17 protein-coding genes are annotated in these 16,799 nt (G+C 64.3%); 5 read left to right on the forward strand and 12 right to left on the reverse strand.

Going from position 1 to position 16,799, the window contains the following annotated elements; genetic code table 11:
* Positions 1-26: 26 nt before the first annotated feature.
* The 3 genes from MB901379_RS21165 (at position 27) to MB901379_RS21175 (ending at position 2,330) form a co-directional block, all read left to right on the forward strand.
* Positions 27-191 carry a hypothetical protein gene (locus MB901379_RS21165; protein WP_158018389.1) on the forward strand — a complete coding sequence of 55 codons (165 nt, stop codon included), beginning with the start codon at positions 27-29 and terminating at the stop codon, positions 189-191.
* Complete coding sequence (locus tag MB901379_RS21170) at positions 192-1,682, forward strand: alpha,alpha-trehalose-phosphate synthase (UDP-forming) (RefSeq protein ID WP_158018390.1); 1,491 nt, start codon at positions 192-194, stop codon at positions 1,680-1,682.
* A 69-nt stretch (positions 1,683-1,751) separates the two neighbouring features.
* A complete protein-coding gene (locus tag MB901379_RS21175; RefSeq protein ID WP_158018391.1) occupies positions 1,752-2,330 on the forward strand; it encodes a hypothetical protein in 579 nt (192 codons plus the stop codon).
* A 41-nt stretch (positions 2,331-2,371) separates the two neighbouring features.
* Here MB901379_RS21175 and MB901379_RS21180 read toward each other — a convergent pair whose 3' ends face one another.
* From MB901379_RS21180 to MB901379_RS21235, 12 genes are all read right to left on the reverse strand, one after another.
* Positions 2,372-2,872, reverse strand: coding sequence for a mammalian cell entry protein (locus MB901379_RS21180; protein WP_158018392.1), 501 nt, complete (start codon positions 2,870-2,872; stop codon positions 2,372-2,374).
* Positions 2,872-3,582, reverse strand: a complete 711-nt coding sequence (locus MB901379_RS21185; protein WP_408632314.1) for a mammalian cell entry protein — start codon at positions 3,580-3,582, stop codon at positions 2,872-2,874. Before MB901379_RS21185 ends, MB901379_RS21180 begins: the two co-directional genes overlap by 1 nt.
* A gap of 10 nt (positions 3,583-3,592) precedes the next feature.
* Entirely contained in the window at positions 3,593-5,263 is a 1,671-nt protein-coding gene (locus MB901379_RS21190; protein ID WP_158018394.1) for a virulence factor Mce family protein, read from the reverse strand.
* Between the two features lie 19 nt (positions 5,264-5,282).
* Positions 5,283-6,437: a virulence factor Mce family protein gene (locus MB901379_RS21195; protein WP_158018395.1), complete on the reverse strand. Its 1,155-nt coding sequence runs from the start codon at positions 6,435-6,437 to the stop codon at positions 5,283-5,285.
* Complete coding sequence (locus MB901379_RS21200; protein WP_158018396.1) at positions 6,434-7,867, reverse strand: virulence factor Mce family protein; 1,434 nt, start codon at positions 7,865-7,867, stop codon at positions 6,434-6,436. The genes MB901379_RS21195 and MB901379_RS21200 overlap by 4 nt, the downstream gene beginning before the upstream one ends.
* Positions 7,864-8,925, reverse strand: a complete 1,062-nt coding sequence (locus MB901379_RS21205; protein WP_158018397.1) for a virulence factor Mce family protein — start codon at positions 8,923-8,925, stop codon at positions 7,864-7,866. The genes MB901379_RS21200 and MB901379_RS21205 overlap by 4 nt, the downstream gene beginning before the upstream one ends.
* Positions 8,915-9,967, reverse strand: coding sequence for an MCE family protein (locus MB901379_RS21210; protein ID WP_158018398.1), 1,053 nt, complete (start codon positions 9,965-9,967; stop codon positions 8,915-8,917). Before MB901379_RS21210 ends, MB901379_RS21205 begins: the two co-directional genes overlap by 11 nt.
* Entirely contained in the window at positions 9,967-11,169 is a 1,203-nt protein-coding gene (locus tag MB901379_RS21215; protein ID WP_158018399.1) for a virulence factor Mce family protein, read from the reverse strand. The genes MB901379_RS21210 and MB901379_RS21215 overlap by 1 nt, the downstream gene beginning before the upstream one ends.
* Before the next feature lie 12 nt (positions 11,170-11,181).
* Positions 11,182-12,024, reverse strand: coding sequence for an ABC transporter permease (locus tag MB901379_RS21220; RefSeq protein ID WP_158018400.1), 843 nt, complete (start codon positions 12,022-12,024; stop codon positions 11,182-11,184).
* Positions 12,025-12,058: 34 nt separating this feature from the next.
* Positions 12,059-12,823 (reverse strand): MlaE family ABC transporter permease, encoded by a 765-nt coding sequence (locus MB901379_RS21225; RefSeq protein WP_158018401.1) that lies wholly within the window; start codon positions 12,821-12,823, stop codon positions 12,059-12,061.
* A 233-nt stretch (positions 12,824-13,056) separates the two neighbouring features.
* Positions 13,057-13,974 carry a 3-oxoacyl-ACP reductase gene (locus tag MB901379_RS21230; protein ID WP_232021928.1) on the reverse strand — a complete coding sequence of 306 codons (918 nt, stop codon included), beginning with the start codon at positions 13,972-13,974 and terminating at the stop codon, positions 13,057-13,059.
* 104 nt (positions 13,975-14,078) lie between these two features.
* Positions 14,079-14,270 (reverse strand): ferredoxin, encoded by a 192-nt coding sequence (locus MB901379_RS21235; protein WP_158018403.1) that lies wholly within the window; start codon positions 14,268-14,270, stop codon positions 14,079-14,081.
* A gap of 226 nt (positions 14,271-14,496) precedes the next feature.
* Here MB901379_RS21235 and MB901379_RS21240 point away from each other — a divergent pair, with 226 nt between their 5' ends.
* Positions 14,497-15,678 (forward strand): acyl-CoA dehydrogenase, encoded by a 1,182-nt coding sequence (locus MB901379_RS21240; protein WP_158018404.1) that lies wholly within the window; start codon positions 14,497-14,499, stop codon positions 15,676-15,678.
* Positions 15,679-15,689: 11 nt separating this feature from the next.
* Positions 15,690-16,787 (forward strand): acyl-CoA dehydrogenase family protein, encoded by a 1,098-nt coding sequence (locus MB901379_RS21245; RefSeq protein WP_158018405.1) that lies wholly within the window; start codon positions 15,690-15,692, stop codon positions 16,785-16,787.
* Positions 16,788-16,799: the final 12 nt, after the last annotated feature.

Raw genomic sequence — 16,799 nt, forward strand, 5'->3', positions numbered from 1 at the left:
GCCCGGCCTTGGCTTACAGTTGTGTAATGCCTACAAAAACTGACCATGGCGATATCGGCGACGTGGAGCCGCTGGCCGACAGCACCGCCAACCAGGCCAGGCGTGTCGTCGCCGCATACGCAAACGATGCCGACGAGTGCCGCGTTTTCTTATCCATGCTCGGTATTGGACCGGCGAAGTCTGAGAGCTAAATGGCTCCCAGAGGACACCGGTCCGCGGAGCCAACACGAACGGAGATCTTCGGCGACTCCGATTTTGTAGTCGTTGCCAACCGATTGCCCGTGGATCAGGAGCGCCTTCCCGACGGCACCACAACCTGGAAACGCAGCCCCGGCGGGCTCGTGACCGCCCTGGAACCGCTGCTGCGACGACGGCGCGGCGCCTGGGTGGGCTGGCCCGGCGTGATCGAAACCGATGTCGACGTCCTCGACGAGCCCATCGCCGAAGACGAACTGCAACTTCACCCGGTGCGGCTCAGCGCCGAGGACGTCGCCCAGTACTACGAGGGCTTTTCCAACGCCACGCTATGGCCGCTGTATCACGACGTCATAGTCCGGCCGCAATACCACCGGGAATGGTGGGATCGCTACGTCGATGTGAACCGCCGGTTCGCCGAGGCCACCGCCCGTGCGACGGCCCACGGCGGCACCGTGTGGGTCCAGGACTATCAGCTGCAACTGGTCCCAAAGATGCTCCGCGCGATGCGGCCGGACGTGACCATCGGCTTTTTCCTGCACATCCCGTTCCCGCCGGTCGAGCTGTTCATGCAACTGCCTTGGCGGACCGAGATCATCCAGGGACTGCTGGGTGCCGACCTGGTCGGTTTCCATCTGCCAGGTGGTGCGCAGAACTTCTTGATCCTGTCGCGGCGCCTGGTGGGGGCCGACACCTCGCGCGGGACGGTCGGTGTGCGGTCCCGGTTCGGCGAGGTCATGCTCGGATCCCGCACCATCCGGGTCGGCGCCTTTCCCATCTCGATCGACTCCGGCGCACTTGACCATGCGGCCCGCGATCGCAACATCAGGCGCCGCGCCCGCGAGATTCGCACCGAACTGGGCAATCCCCGCAAGATCCTGCTGGGTGTCGACCGGCTCGACTACACCAAGGGCATCGACGTCCGACTCAAGGCCTTTGCCGAGCTGCTCGCCGAGGAACGGGTCAAACGCGATGACACCGTCCTGGTCCAGTTGGCGACACCGAGCCGCGAACGGGTGGAGAGCTACCAGATTCTGCGCAACGACATCGAACGCCAGGTCGGCCACATCAACGGTGAGTACGCCGAGGTCGGCCACCCGGTGGTGCACTACCTGCATCGCCCGGTGCCGCGTGACGAACTCATCGCGTTCTTTGTGGCCAGCGACGTCATGCTGGTCACCCCGCTGCGGGACGGCATGAACCTGGTGGCCAAGGAGTACGTCGCGTGCCGCAGCGATCTCGGTGGGGCCCTAGTTCTCAGTGAATTCACCGGAGCCGCGGCCGAACTTCGGCACGCCTATCTGGTCAACCCGCACGACTTGGAAGGCGTCAAAGACGGGATCGACGAGGCGCTCAACCAGACCGCGGAGGCCGGGCGGCGACGGATGCGGTCAATGCGACGCCAGGTGCTCGCCCACGATGTGGACCGGTGGGCGAAGGCATTCCTGGACGCTCTCGCGGAGGCAAATCCGCACGACACCAACTAGCTAGGCTCGGGCCATGGTGTTGCCGCCGGATCGCTGTGATACTCGATGCAGCGTGAAGGGAGGATCGCGATGAAGATCCGTCGCATGCTGGCCGCCACCGCCACCATCTGCACAGCCACCGCGGTGGGAATCGCGCTGGACTCGGGAAACCCCGCGCACGCGCTCGGACCACCGCCGGATGGCGCCTATACCTTCAACCAGGCAGGCGTATCCGGCGTTACCTGGACGATCACGGCACTGTGCGATCAGCCCTCCGGCACCCGAAACATGAACGACTATTCCGACCCCGTCGTTTGGGCATTTAACTGTGCGCTGAACGTGGTCAGTACGACACCCGAGCAGATCACCCGCGCCGACCGGCTACAAAACTTCAGCGGCAGGGCTCGGCTGTCCAGCGTGTTATGGACCTTCCAGGTAAACAAGCCGGAGGGCGTGTTGTGTCCGGACGGCAGCACCGCGCCGTCCACCGAAACCTATGCCTTCAGCGACGAGAACCTCAGCGGCACGCACACCACCTTGCACGGCGCGGTCTGCGGTCTGGCGCCGGACATGAAGAAGGAATCGTTCTCGCTGCAGATGGTGGGCCCCCCACCCAGTCCGATCGAACGTTATCCGTTGTACTGCAACGGCATTGCCATGTGCTATTGAGCCGTCCGGCGTCGGGGCGGAGCCGGTGTGGCGCCCTCGGATCAGATTGGCGTGATATAGGCGATCAGCCACTTTCCATCTATCCGCTTGAAGTCCACCCGTAGCCGGCTGCCGTCGTACAGTGGCTGGCGCGACTTGTCGGTGACCGTGCGATTCATGTAGACCATCACCGACGCCGAATTCCGTTTCGCCACCATGACGCCCACGCCAACGACGTTGGCCTGGACCACTACCTCGCGTTTCTTGGCCTCCGGAATGATTTGGGCGTTGGCGCTCTTCTGGAATTCCTCGCGGTAATCCGGCGTGAGCATGGGATATGCCGCGGTAAGACTGCGCTCCACCGTCTGGTAGTCGTAGGCGAAGACTTGGGGTATCTCCCGCGCGGCCAATCCCGGCAACTCTGCCCGCGCCGCGGCCTCGCCCTGGGCCTCCACCCGGTCCCAGTAGAACCAGCCGCCGGCAGCGGCCAGCCCCACGATGACGACAACGAGCAAGCCGCCGGCGGCAGTGAGCGCCCACCGCCGCCACTGCCTCAATCGCATCAGTTGCCCCCGTCCGGGTACTTCAGGTCGTAGCCGGTCATCCGTCCGGTTTCGTCCTCGTGCACGATGACGCGCAGCCGGTAAGGCATCGACGGCTTGTTGACACCGTCGATGTCGGCGACCGTCACCCGCACCGATACCAGCACCGATGCGTTGTCGCTGATGTTGTCGATTTCTTCTAGCGCCGCGCCGTTGATGACGGCCTCCGACGTCGCATTGGTGGCCCGAAACAGACCCTTGAGGTTTTCCACGTTGTTGTTGGCGCTCAACATTCCGCGCAGTGGGCCACTGGTACCGCCCACGAACCGGTTGACGGCCTCGTCGATGGTGTCCGGGGTGTAGCTGAACATGTTGACCACCGTCTGGGTCGCGGTGTCGACAAAACGCTGCCGACGTGCCTGCGCGGCCTCGGCGTCACGGTGCTGGGAAACCAGAACGAGCACACAGCTGGCCAGCGCGGCGATCAGCAACACCGCGGCGACCGCGGACAGCCACCCGACCAGCTTGCGGTGGGCCGGCCGCCGCGGCGGTGGCCGCACCGCCTTCAGCGGCTTGGCCGGCCGCTTCCGATCGGCGGGAGGGGAATTGACCTTAACCGTGGTTTCGCGCGCATCGCCGCCGGTGACCTCGCTGTTCGCCGGACCCGCGGCGCGAGACGCGCGCCGCCGCACACGCGCCGTCGGCTGTTGTTCTGTTTCCGCCACGTCCACCACGTGGCCCCTACATGGGCCTGGGAGCAAGCATAAGGTCCACCCAATTCTCCGCACTGGAAGCGCCGTTGATGCCAGCCGCGAAGATACCAGTGCCACCCGCCGGGTCCGTAAAGATTCCGGTCATCTGGTCATAGGTGGTATAGGCCGGGCCACTGGCCTGTGGTTCCGGTCCGGTACCCACCGGTGGGGGCGGCGGCGGCAGCGTCTTGGGGTACGGAATCTGCGGCGGCTCCGGTGGATAATCCGGCGGCATCCACGACGTAAACGGCGGGGGCGGCCCGTTGTCGTTGGGCGGCGGCGCGGGCTGCGCCGGCTGGTGCGGCGCCGGCCCGGGACCGGGGGTTACGCCCGGCGGCGGCGGACCGACAATCGGGGTACCCGGATCGGGATCGGCGTCCGGCGGGATGTAGGGAAACTTGTTGGGCGGCAACACATTCAGCCCGTCAGTTACCGGTGTGCCGTAGGGGACGGGCGGTCCGCGCCAGGGATTGCGGCCAACCGGTACGTAGCCCTTCGGGTCACGACAGAGCTGAATCGTGGGCGCCCGCTTGCCCGGGAACTCCTGGCATGGGTAGTTACGCGCGCCGCGCACCGTGGTGGCGTCGTTCTGGGCCACCTTGCAATACATGTCCGACGGCAGTTCGCGCAGCGACTCATCGGCGGGCGACCTGATCAGCGGCGGGGGCAGAAAGCCCACGTTGCATGGTGGTGGGTCATTCAGGTCGATCTTGAAGTCCAATTTGGCGCCCTCGTCCTGCGGCACGCCGCCGGCAGCCGTGGTGATCGCGGCGAACAAGGCCGGCAAGACCACCAACAGCTGCTCGATCGATTTGTGATAGATCACGCCCACCCGCCCCAGGTTGGCCAGGCTGGCCGCCAACGCCGGGAAGGAGGGACGGATTCCGGAGAATGCGGTGTTGGCCTCGTCGATGGCATCGGGGGCGGTGGCCAGCGTGCCCCGCAGTTGCGGGTCGGCCTGACGGAGTTGGGAGGTGAACCTGGCCAGCCCATCGGCGAGTGACTTGATGTCCCCTCCGGCGCGAACCTGGGCTTGCAGGAACGGACCGACTTGATCGATCAGCTGAGATACCTGCGGGTAGTCGGCATTGGCCTCGTCGACGAGCAATCGTGCCGATTCGATCAACCGGGCCAACTCCGGACCCGTGCCGTTGGTCGCCTGGAACGCCTCGTGCAACACCTCCCGTAACCGGGTATCGCCGAGGCTGTTGACCAGCGTCTCGGCCTGATGCAACAGGTCGGCGACATCCTGACCGATACGGGTGTTCTTGCGTTCGATTTGAGATCCGTTGCGCAACTTGCCCGGCGCCGGATTGTCCGGCGGCACCAAATCGATGTATTGCTCGCCGATGGCGGACACACTCTTCACGCTGGCAATCACGTTGGACGGGATGGGCGTGCCACTGTTGAGCCGCATTCGCGCGGTGACACCATTGGGGTTTAGTTCGACTGACTCCACCCGCCCCACGGCAACACCGCGGTAGGTGACGTTGGCGTTCTTGTACAGGCCACCGCCGGCAACGAAATCGGCGCTCGCGTGGTAGGTACCAAGGCCGAAGGTGGCGGGCAGCCGCAAGTAGAAGATGCCCATCACGATCAGCGTGACGACGGTGATCAGCGCAAATATCGCCAGCTGAATCTTGGTGAGTCTGTCGATCATCGTCGGACCCCTACTGTCCCTACTGTCCTGAAGCCGTACCGGGCGGGATGCTGAATGGATCGGCCGCCTGTCCGGACAGATTGGCCAGTTCGCCGACCAGGAAGTCGGGCGGGTTCAGGATCTCGTCCATGTGCGCCATGTTCGGATCGAAGTACGCCGTGGTGAAGAACGTCTCGCCGATGCGGCGCAGGGTCAGGTCGAATGTGGTGAACACGTTTAGGTAATCGCCGCGCACCGCCTGCTTGATGCCGAAATTCGGGAACGGAAAGGTCAGCAGCAACTGCAGCGAGGTGATGAATTCCTTGCGATTGTCGTTGAGAGCCTTGACGACCGAGTACAGCGCCTTGAGGTCTTCGGCAAAGTCCACCTTGGTCTTGGACAGTACGTGTGAGGTGACCATGGCCAGCCGCTTGAGTGAGGTGAACGCCTCGACGATATCGCCCCGGTTCTTGTTGAGCACCCGGACCGCGTCGGGCAAGGTGTCCAGCGCCCGGCCGAGGCTGTCGCGATCCTTGTTCAGGATCGCGGCGAACCTATTGAGCCCGTCGACCGCATCGATGATGTCGTTAACCTGCTTCTTGAGTCCTGCCGTCAGCTCCGCCAGCCTGGGGACAAGGTCGATGAACTGCCCCTGCCGGCCCGCCAAAGCCTGATAGGCCTCATCGGTGATGTCTTCCAGCGCACCGACATTGCCTTTGTTCACCACCACGCCAAGCGCCGAGAACACCTCCTCGGTGGTGGGCGCGCGGCCGGTGCGCGACTCCGGGATGACTGACTTGTCCACCAGCCGGCCCTCGGCCGGTTCATCCGCCGGCGCGGCCAGCTCGATGTGCATCGAACCCAGCAGCGACGTCTGGGAGACCTTCGCGGTGGCGTTCGCCGGCAACACCACGTTCTCGTCCAATGCCAGCTTGACCGCGGCAAAGAAGGATCCGTCGGGCCGTTGCACGGCTCGGATGCCGGCAACACTGCCAACGGTGACATCATCGACCATCACCGGTGAATTCTGCGGCATCGTTGCCACGTCAGGCATTTCCACCGTGACCGAATACGCGCCGCTGCCATGGCCGGCGGTTCCGGGCATTGGCAGCGAGTTCAGCCCGCTGTACTGGCAACCGGCGAGCAGCGCGCAACCAGCCACAAACACACTGCCGCGCAACCAGATTCGTTTCATCCGCCCGCCCCCTGCTCCGCGGGTAGCGGCGCCCCGGATGCTGGACTCGATAGACCGGCGCCCGGCCCGGCGGGTGCCCCTGCGGGCGGCGGTCCCGGCGCGGGACCGTACCCCGGAGGAGATCCGGGCGCAGGCCCCGGGGCCTGCGGGACAAACAGACTCTGCAGATCGGTGGTGTTGCCCGGCGCAGGCTGCGTCGCACCTCTAGCCGGTACCCAGGTCAGCTCCGGCACCGGCGTCTCCGCCTTCGCCTGGGTGGCCGGGGTGTCGTAGATGACCTGGCCTTTGTAGGCGGTGATGGTGTTGAGCGGGTGGAACATGATCGGCGGGTAATTCGCCGTAAGCCGCCGCAGCACCGGCCCCAGCCGCTCTCGGCACAGTTCCGCGCGCCGATAGTAATCGGGCGCCGCCGATCCGGCGGCGGTGTCGAAGGAGCCGCCGCAGATGAACTGCACCGGGTTGGCGAAGTTGGGTATCGACAGCAGACCGTTCAACGTGCCCTGCGCGGGGTCATAGATGTTGTAGAAGTTGGCGATACCAGGTCCGGCCACATGCAATACCTGCTCGATGTTGTCGCTTTGGTCGCTCAGGGTTTGGGTGAGGTCACCCAGCTGGTTGACCGTTTCGATCAGCGTCGAGTTGTTCTCGTGCAGGAAGCCGCGCACATCGGAAAGTGCCTGGTTGAGTGTGCCCAGGGTGTGATCAAGATTGCGTGAGCTGTCGGCGAGCACCTGAGACACCCTGGCCACGTGACCGGCGAACTGCACGATCTGTTCGTTGCTCTGCGACAGCGCCTCAACCAGCACCTGCAGGTTTTTGACGGTGCCAAAGATATCGTTGCGTGAGTCGCCCAGGCGCCCAGCGACCTGCGAAAGTTCCTGCAAGGCATTGTGGAACGATTCGCCATTGCCGTCGAGGGTGTCCGCGGCCTGGTTGATCGCCAGCCCCAGTGGGCCCTGAAGTTCGCCGGCGGCAGGACTGAGCTGAACAGCCAACTTGGTCAGCGCTTCCTTGACCTCGTCCCACTCCACCGGAACTCCGGTGCGAGACAACTCGATGCTGGCCCCGTCCGGCAGCACGGCTCCTCCGGTGTAGACCGGGGTGAGCTGAATGAACCGCGCCGCCACCAAGTTCGGCGAAATGATCAGCGCCTGGGCGTCGCGGGGAATCTTGACGTCCTTGGACACCGACATGGTGATTTTGACGTCGGTCGGCCGTGGCTCGATCGAGTCGATCTCACCGACCGGGACACCCAGGATGCGGACCTCATCACCCGGATAGATGCCGACCGCGGAGGTAAAGTACGCGACAATTTTGCGACCGCGCTCGCCGGCGGAGAACAACACGTAAACGCCGCCCACCAACGCGGCAACCAACGCGACGATGATCATCGCCCGCATACCCCGACCGCCGAAACGTTGCTTCATCATGGTGATTTCGGCCTGATGATCCAGCGCTCCTGAATGAGCCCGCGTAGGTAATCGGCGAAGCTGTCCGGCAGCTTGCCAGGTTGGAAGACGAGGTCGAACACCATGCCGACCATCGGCGCCGGCAGCACACTGTAGACGTTGACGTTGAACCCGGGGCCCGAGCCGACCACTTCACCTAGGGTGGTGGCGTAGGCGGGCAGTCGCTTGAGCGCCTCGGTGATGTAGTCCCGGCGCTCATTGAGGTTGGCCAGCACCAGATTCAGCTTGCTCAGCGCCGGGCCGAATTCCTTGCGGTTGTCGTTGACGAATCCGGAAAGCTGCGCCGAGACGTCATCGATTCCCGAGATCAGCGCGCTGAGGGCGGAGCGTCGCTCATCCAGGGCGGCGAACAACTGATTGCCGTCCACAATCAGCTTGTTGACCTGCGTGGCGCGCTGGGACAACACCCCGGTGACCGTCTTTGCGTGCGCCAACAGGCCCTGCAGCGCTTCATCGCGCGTGTTGAGAGTGCGCGAGAGCGACGTCACCCCGTCCAGCGCACCGCGCAATTGCGGTGTGGCGTCGTGCAGCGTGTCGGTGAGGACCCCCAACGCCTGCTCGAGTTGAGGCTTGTTCAGATTGTTGGCGCTTTGGCCCAAATCCTGCAACGCGCCGTTGAGGGTGTAGGGCGTGGTGGTCCTGCTCAGGGGAATCGCCGTCGCCGTTCCATTGCCCGCCGGGGTCACCGCGATAGACCGTTCGCCGAGGATGGTGTCGGTTCGGATGGCCGCCAGCGACTGGTCACCAACCACCACATTGCGGTCCACACTGAAGGTGATCTTGGCGCTGTCCCCGGCCAGACTCACGTCCGTGACGCTGCCGACCTTGAAGCCCGAGACGTAGACGTTGTTTCCCGGCGTAATGCCGCCGGCGTCGGTGAAGTAGGCGTTGTAGGTCTTGCCCTGCGGAAAGAACGGCAGTCCGCTGTAACCGAACGCAATGAGCACCACGCAGACCACCAGCACCAGCCCGAAGATGCCGGTGCGCAACGGGTCGCGGTCGTGTTTGCTACTTGGCAAAAGCACACCTCCCCTTGCTGGGATCCGGCTGGCCCCCCATCGGGATCAGGATGTCGCTCCCGGCCGGTCCGTTGATCTTGATTGTCACTGTGCAGAAGTAAATGTTGAAAAATGCCCCGTAGGAACCCAGCGCGGCCAACCGCAGGTAATCTTCGCCCAGTTGCTCGACATCGTTGTTGATCTCGGCTTTTCGGTCGTCGAGTTCGGTGGCCAGCGGCCGGGCGTTTTCCAGCACGCCCTGCAAGGGTCGGCGCGAATTCCGCAACAACTCGGTGAGATCGGTCGTCGTGGACGCCAGCGGCGGAATCGCGCCGGCGATCGCGTCCTTGTTGTCGGCCAGTCCGGTGATCAGCTGCTGCAGCTGGTCGACGCTGGCCGAAAATTGTGCGCTGCGTTGGTCGACGGTGGCCAACACCGAGTTCAGATTGTTGATCACGTCGCCGATCAGCTGGTCACGTCGGCTCAGCGCCGTCGAGAAGGCGCTGGTGTCGGCGAGCACGTTGGCCAACGCCCCGCCCTGTCCCTGCAGCAATTCGATGACGGCACTGGTGATGGTATTGACCTTGTCCGCGTCCAGACCCTTGAGCACCGGCCGCAATCCACCCAGCAGCGCATCCAAATCCAGCGCGGGTTGCGTGTGCTGGGCGTTTATCGTGCCACCCGGAGGCAACTTCCGCAGCTCGCCGGGACCCGACGTGATCTCCAAATACCGATCGCCGACCAGGTTTTCGTACCGAATCACCGCGCGGGTCGACGAGTACACCGTGTAGGCCCGGTCGATCGCGAAGGCCACGTCGATGGTGTTGTCCGGGTTGAGTTTGACGTTTTTGACCGAACCAACGGGCACCCCGGCGATGCGCACCTTCTGGCCGGCCTTCAGCCGCGACGCATCGGTGAAGGTCGCGTGGTAGACGCTGGTGGGCCCGAAGCGAAAATCACCGAACACCACCACCAAAGCCGCGGCGACCACCAACATGACCACCGCGAAGATGCTCACCTTGATCACCATCGAACGATGCGACGGCACTCCCCCCGCCGCCATCAGAAGTCGTCCCGTTCTGCAAAGGTGCCGTGGAATAGGAACTGCAACGTCGAGGGCGCATCGACCTGCACCTCGGTGAACGGCTCGTAAGGAATGTAGGCGTTGTCAGTAACCAAAAACGGTGCCCGATAGAACGACCCGCCGGTTTGCTTGGTCGGAATGTCGGGCAGGCCACGACAGTTCGGACCACCGGAGGCGTTCACGATCGGCAGGCTCTCCGGGTAGGTGTACGACGGTGCGCCCAACACAAAGTTCGACGAAGTGAACAGTCCGGCCTTGCGCACACCGATCAATGGAGCGAATTCCTTGACACCACGGTCGATCCCCTTGAACAGGCAGCCAAGCTCGGGTGAGTAATCATGAGCCACTTTCAGCGGTGCCCGAACCCGGTTGATCGCGTCGATGAAGTTCTGCTCGGCCGGCTCCAGCGTCTCGTAGGCGTTGTTGGCCAGACCGATGGTAGCCAACAGCGTGGTGTTCAAGTCGTCCTGCTTGTCCACCACCGTCTTGTTGATTGTCGGCAGGCTGTCGAACACGGTGTTCAGATCGGGCGCGGCATCGGCGTAGACGTTGGTCACGATGGCCGCCTTGCGGAAGTCTTCCTGCAGGGTGGGCAGCTTCGGGTTCGCTTGGCGCGTCAGCGTATTCAGCCCCGAAAGCAGCGCCCCCAAGTCGTCTCCGTGGCCACGCAGGCCTTCGGACAGTGCGCTCAGCGTTCCGTTCAGCTCCACCGGATCGACCTTGTGCAGCAGGTCGATCAGCGACTGGAACAGCGTGTTGACCTCGAGCTGCACCTGGGCGGCCGCCACGTGCGCATTCGGACTCAGCGAGGTCGGTGACGGCACCCTGGGGGGGATGAATTCCACCGATTTGGCCCCGAAGATGGTGTTTCCGGCGATGTGCACCGTCGCGTTGGATGGGATGAAATGCATCTCCCCGCTTCTGATGGCCAGCTTCAGCCGCGCCTGCTCACCGCTGTAGGTGATGTCTTCGACGGTGCCGACCTGGATGCCCCGGTATTTGACCTTGGCCCCCTTTTCCATCACCAGCCCGGCCCGCGGCGACGACACCGTGACGGTGTCGGTCGAGGTGAAGGCGGAGGTGTAGGACAGGTAGGTCAGGACGGCCGCGGCCACCATCAGCCCGGCCAGCAGCGCCGCCGCCACCCGCACGCTGGTGCGTCGCGATCCGCCGCTTGCCATAGTCTGTTGCCCTTATCCGGAGAGGTTGAAGTTGCCGGACGCGCCGTAGACGGCAAGCGAGATGAACAGGGTAATGACGACGACCACGATCAGCGAGGTGCGCACAGCCTGACCGACGGCGACCCCCACACCCACCGATCCGCCGCTGGCGTTGTAGCCGTAATAGGTGTGCACCAACATCACCGCGATCGACATCACGATGGCCTGCAGGAACGACCACAACAAATCGGAAGGAATTAGGAAGGTATTGAAATAGTGGTCGTAGAGGCCCGCGGACTGCCCGTTGATAAACACCGTGGTGAAGCGCGCGGCAAAGAACGCGGCCAACACCGCCAGCGAATACAACGGAATGATCGCGACGAGCCCGGCGATCAACCGAGTTGACACCAGGTACGAGACCGAGTGGACCGCCATGCATTCGACGGCGTCGATCTCCTCGGACACCCGCATGGCGCCTAGCTGGGCGGTGGCGCCCGCGCCAATGGTGGCGGCCAGCGCGATGCCGGCAATCACCGGTGCCACCACGCGCACGTTGAGAAACGCCGACAGGAAACCGGTAAGGGCCTCGATACCGATATCGCCGAGCGATGAGTACCCCTGCACCGCGATGACGCCGCCGGACGCCAGGGTCAAAAACGCGGCGACCCCGACGGTACCGCCAATCATGACGAGAGCTCCCGCGCCCAGCGTCATCTCGGCAACCAGTCGGATCGTCTCCTTGCGGTAGCGGGTGATGGCGTTGGGGATGTAACGCATGGTTTCGCCGTAGAACAGCGCCTGCTCGCCGAAGTTGTCGACCGGCGCTTGCAGCCTCGACATCAATCGGCGAAAGCGGATAGTGGCGTCGTAACTCATCCCGTCATCACCATCGCTTGCTGTCCGTCATCTGTTACCGCGCCGAAATTCTTACGCCGATGGCGGTCATGACCACGTTGATGACGAACAGGCAGATGAACGCGTAGACCACAGTTTCGTTGACCGCGTTACCCACACCTTTCGGCCCGCCTTTGACGGTCAGGCCTCGGTAGCAGCCGACCAAGCCGGCCATCACTCCGAACAGCAGCGCCTTGAATTCGGCGAGGATCAATTCCCGCAACCCGGTGAGCACGGTAAGCCCGTTGACGAACGCTCCGGGGTTGACGCCCTGCAAGAAAACGGAGAAGACATAGCCACCCGACAGACCGATCGCGCACACCAGGCCGTTGAGCAGCAGCGCAACCAAGGTCGAAGCGAGAACTCTGGGTACGACCAGACGTTGGATCGGGTCGATACCCAACACCCGCATTGCATCGATCTCCTCGCGGATGGTCCGGGCACCTAGGTCCGCGCAGATAGCGGTGGCACCGGCCCCGGCCACGACAAGCACGGTGACCACCGGGCCCAGCTGGGTGATGGTGCCGAACGCAGTTCCGGCGCCGGAGAGGTCAGCGGCACCGATTTCACGCAGCAGGATATTGAGGGTGAACGCGACCAGGACGGTGAAAGGAATGGAAACCAGCAGCGTCGGCACGAGCGAAACGCGAGCAACCATCCACGTTTGATCCAAGAACTCGCGGAACTGAAACGGCCGCCGGAACATCGCACGAGCGGTATCGATGGACATTTCGAAGAACCCGCCCACGGCCCGGGCCGGAACCGCAAGTTGTTGAATCAACTTGGTCCCCCGTCTGCTAGGCGGCGCAGCCGACTTGTCCCCTGAGCCCCGACCAGGGTTTCAACCCGGCTGCGTGTGAGCCGGCTCATACTAACCCAGAACGACTTGCCCATGTCAATGAACGGAATCTCTGTATGATGGGCGCCAATTTAGCTGGTCAAACCACTTGTCGTGCAGCGATTTTGACCCTGGTTCCAACCCGTGGCCGGCCGTGCGGCACAGACCCCGGAACACTAATTGGCCATTAGACCGGTGGCCGCAAAGTTGAGATCCGCATCGCGGCCAGCGAAGTAGTCGTGCAACGTCGCGCTCAGCTGGGTTGCCTCCCACGCCGGCCCGTCCGCGCTGAACCGATGCTCCACGCTCGGCGCCGACACCAAAGTCACTTGCGGGCCGTACACAATGAACAGCTGCCCGTTGACCTCCGCAGCCCCGGGGGACGCCAGAAACTGCACCAGGGTGACCACGTGCTCGGGCGACAGCGGGTCGACCTCGCCCTCGCCGATATCTGGCGCGGCACCGAAAACATCGGCTGTCATCGCGGTGCGCGCCCTCGGGCAGATCGCATTGGCGCACACGCCGTAGCGGCCCAGCGCCCGCGCCGCGGACAAGGTAAGCGCGGTGATACCCGCCTTGGCGGCACCGTAGTTGGCCTGCCCCACCGGGCCCATCAACCCGGCCTCCGACGAGGTATTGATCAACCGACCGTAGATTGAGCCGTCCGTGGTTCCCTTTGCTTTGGCGCGCCAGTAGGTGGCCGCGTTTCGGGTGAGCAGGAAGTGGCCGCGCAGGTGCACCGCGATGACCTGGTCCCAGTCCTCGTCGGTCATGTTGAACAGCATCCGGTCCCGGGTGATGCCGGCGTTGTTGACAACGATGTCCAGCCCGCCCAGTCCTTCGGCACTGGCGATCAGCTCGTCGGCGGTTGCGCGCTGGCTAACGTCGCCGGCAACGGCCACCGCCTTGGCCCCGGCGGCGCTAATCTCGTCGATAACGTCGGAGGCGTCCAGGGCGGTGCGGATGTCATTGACGACGACGGTGGCTCCGAGCCTGGCCAGGCCCACCGCCTCGGCGCGGCCCAGCCCCGCTGCCGCGCCGGTCACCACCGCGACCCTTCCGGACAGATCGGTCGCGTTCGTGCTGCTAGTCAATTTATGAATACCTCTAGTTTCCGGGTACCCGAGGCTGGCCGCCGAGTCGGGCACAGTTGCGGGGTCTAGATTTCCAGGTCCTGCCCAGTCCGCTCCGCTCCTGCCTAGTCCTCGCGCAACAGGGCGGCGCGTGGACATTCGGCGATGGCCTGCTCCGCCAGCGCCTCCTGATCGGCCGGGACGGGGTCCACCTTCACGACGGCGTAATCCTCGTCGTCCAGGTCGAAGATATCCGGCGCAATCCCCAAGCACACCGCGTTGCCTTCGCACCGGTCACGGTCCACTATCACTCGCACGGCATCCTCCTTGAACCCGGCTCAGCACCTGATCAGTGTCTAGCACCACCATAGGACCCACCGCCGAGCTCCAGTGATACCGATCCGACCGTCGCTGGATTCCCAGACTAGAACGTGTTACAACCGGGATAACGCGTGGGTCGCCGCTGGCTCAGTTGCGGCCGATGCGCGATGGCACGTCATCGCTGGTGACCCAAATACGATTGTTCGACCGAAGGCGGCAGGAATGCGCATCAGCTACACACCTGAGCAGGAGGAGCTGCGTCGCGAGCTGCGGACGTACTTCTCACAACTGATGACCCCGGAGCGGCGCGAGGCGCTGAGCTCGGTACAAGGTGAGTACGGCACCGGCAACGTATACCGAGAAACTGTCGCGCAGATGGGCAAGGACGGCTGGCTCACGCTCAACTGGCCCAAGGAGTACGGCGGCCAGGACCGCTCCCCGATGGACTCGCTGATCTTCACCGATGAGGCCGCGCTTGCGGGCGCTCCGGTGCCATTCCTGACCATCAACAGCGTCGCGCCCACGATCATGGCGTTTGGAACCGACGAGCAGAAGAAGTTCTTCCTGCCCAAGATTGCGGCCGGGGACCTGCACTTCTCGATCGGCTACTCCGAACCCGGCGCCGGCACCGATCTCGCCAACCTGCGTACCACCGCGGTACGCGACGGCGACGACTATGTCATCAACGGCCAGAAGATGTGGACCAGCCTGATCGCCTACGCCGACTATGTCTGGCTGGCGGTGCGCACCAACCCCGAAGCCAAAAAGCACCGTGGCATTTCGATGCTGATCGTGCCGACCACCGCCGAGGGTTTCTCCTGGACACCGGTGCACACTATGGCCGGCCCCGACACCAGCGCCACCTACTACACCGACGTACGGGTGCCGGTGACCAATCTGGTCGGTGAAGAGAACGCGGGCTGGAAGCTGGTGACCAACCAGCTCAACCACGAACGCGTCGCGCTCGTGTCACCGGCGCCGATCTTCCTGTGCCTGCGAGAGGTGCGGGAGTGGGCACAGAACACCAAGGACGTCACCGGAGCGCGGCTCATCGACTCCGAATGGGTGCAGCTCAACCTGGCCCGGGTACACGCCAAGGCCGAGGTCCTCAAGTTGATCAACTGGGAGCTCGCGTCGTCGGAAAACGAATCCCCGTCACCGGCCGATGCCTCCGCGGCCAAGGTGTTCGGGACCGAACTGGCCACCGAGGCCTACCGGCTGCTGATGGAGGTGCTGGGCACCGCGGCCACGCTGCGCCAGGACTCCCCCGGTGCCCTACTGCGCGGCCGGGTCGAGCGGATGCACCGCGCGTGCCTGATCTTGACCTTCGGGGGCGGGACCAACGAAGTCCAGCGCGACATTATCGGCATGGTCGCGTTGGGATTGCCCCGAGCCAGCCGCTGAAAGGATCAACCATGGACTTCTCGACAACCGAAGCGGCGCAGGATCTCGGCGGCCTGGTGGACACCATCGTCGACGCGGTGTGCACCCCCGAGCATCAGCGCGAACTCGACAAGCTGGAGCAACGGGTCGATCGCAAGTTGTGGCGCAAGCTCATCGATTCCGACATCCTGACCAGCGCGGCCGCCACCCAAGTGGGCGGCGATGGTTTCGGGTTGCTCGAGCAGATCGCCATCCTGGTGGCGCTGGGCCACCAACTGGCCGCCGTTCCGTACCTAGATTCGGTGGTAGTGGCCGCCGGCGCACTGGCCCGGTTCGGCGCCGAAGGCCTGCAGCAGGACTGGGGCGTGCCCGCGGTCAACGGCGAGAAGATCCTCACGGTCGCCCTCGACGGCGAGATGGGCGAGGGCCCGGTGCGAGCCACCGGGGCCGGTGACGGCTATCGCCTGACCGGTACCCGGACCCAGATCGGTTACGGCCCGGCGGCGGACGCGTTTTTGGTACCAGCAGAAACCGATTCCGGCACCGCCGTTTTCCTTGTCGCTGCCGACGACCCGGCGGTCACGGTGACGCCTCTGCAGACCACTGGCCTGGGCAGCGTCGGCCATCTGGCTTTGGACGGGACCCGGCTGGACGCTGCGCGCAAGGTCGGCGGAAGCGATGTCGCCGTTTGGCTCCGTACTATTTCGACGCTGGGCCGCAGCGCATTTCAGCTCGGCGTGCTCGAACGCGGGCTACAAATGACGGCCGAATACGCTCGCACCCGTGAACAGTTCGACCGCCCGATCGGCAGCTTTCAAGCAGTGGGGCAGCGGTTGGCCGACGGCTATATCGACGTCAAAGGGCTGCGACTGACACTCACCCAAGCAGCCTGGCGAGTATCGGAGGACCTTCCCGCAGAGATTGACGTGGCGTCGGCAGCTTTCTGGGCCGCCGATGCCGGACACCGTGTCGCGCACACCATCGTGCATGTCCACGGCGGGGTCGGCGTCGACACCGATCACCCGGTGCACCGCTACTTTCTAGCTGCCAAAGAGACCGAGTTTGCCCTGGGCGGTGCCACCGGACAGCTGCGCCGGATCGGCCGCGAACTGGCCGAAGCCCCCGCCTAGGAAGGCCCCGAC

Source organism: Mycobacterium basiliense, assembly GCF_900292015.1.
GTDB classification, from domain to species: Bacteria; Actinomycetota; Actinomycetes; order Mycobacteriales; family Mycobacteriaceae; genus Mycobacterium; species Mycobacterium basiliense.

What these genes read in the sequence shown, in the direction of transcription:
- MB901379_RS21165 (WP_158018389.1), top strand. Translation starts at nt 27, where the DNA reads ATGCCTACAAAAACTGACCATGGCGATATCGGCGACGTGGAGCCGCTG.
- MB901379_RS21170 (WP_158018390.1), top strand. Translation starts at nt 192, where the DNA reads ATGGCTCCCAGAGGACACCGGTCCGCGGAGCCAACACGAACGGAGATC.
- MB901379_RS21175 (WP_158018391.1), top strand. Translation starts at nt 1,752, where the DNA reads ATGAAGATCCGTCGCATGCTGGCCGCCACCGCCACCATCTGCACAGCC.
- MB901379_RS21180 (WP_158018392.1), bottom strand. Translation starts at nt 2,872, where the DNA reads ATGCGATTGAGGCAGTGGCGGCGGTGGGCGCTCACTGCCGCCGGCGGC.
- MB901379_RS21190 (WP_158018394.1), bottom strand. Translation starts at nt 5,263, where the DNA reads ATGATCGACAGACTCACCAAGATTCAGCTGGCGATATTTGCGCTGATC.
- MB901379_RS21195 (WP_158018395.1), bottom strand. Translation starts at nt 6,437, where the DNA reads ATGAAACGAATCTGGTTGCGCGGCAGTGTGTTTGTGGCTGGTTGCGCG.
- MB901379_RS21200 (WP_158018396.1), bottom strand. Translation starts at nt 7,867, where the DNA reads ATGATGAAGCAACGTTTCGGCGGTCGGGGTATGCGGGCGATGATCATC.
- MB901379_RS21210 (WP_158018398.1), bottom strand. Translation starts at nt 9,967, where the DNA reads ATGGCGGCGGGGGGAGTGCCGTCGCATCGTTCGATGGTGATCAAGGTG.
- MB901379_RS21215 (WP_158018399.1), bottom strand. Translation starts at nt 11,169, where the DNA reads ATGGCAAGCGGCGGATCGCGACGCACCAGCGTGCGGGTGGCGGCGGCG.
- MB901379_RS21220 (WP_158018400.1), bottom strand. Translation starts at nt 12,024, where the DNA reads ATGAGTTACGACGCCACTATCCGCTTTCGCCGATTGATGTCGAGGCTG.
- MB901379_RS21240 (WP_158018404.1), top strand. Translation starts at nt 14,497, where the DNA reads ATGCGCATCAGCTACACACCTGAGCAGGAGGAGCTGCGTCGCGAGCTG.
- MB901379_RS21245 (WP_158018405.1), top strand. Translation starts at nt 15,690, where the DNA reads ATGGACTTCTCGACAACCGAAGCGGCGCAGGATCTCGGCGGCCTGGTG.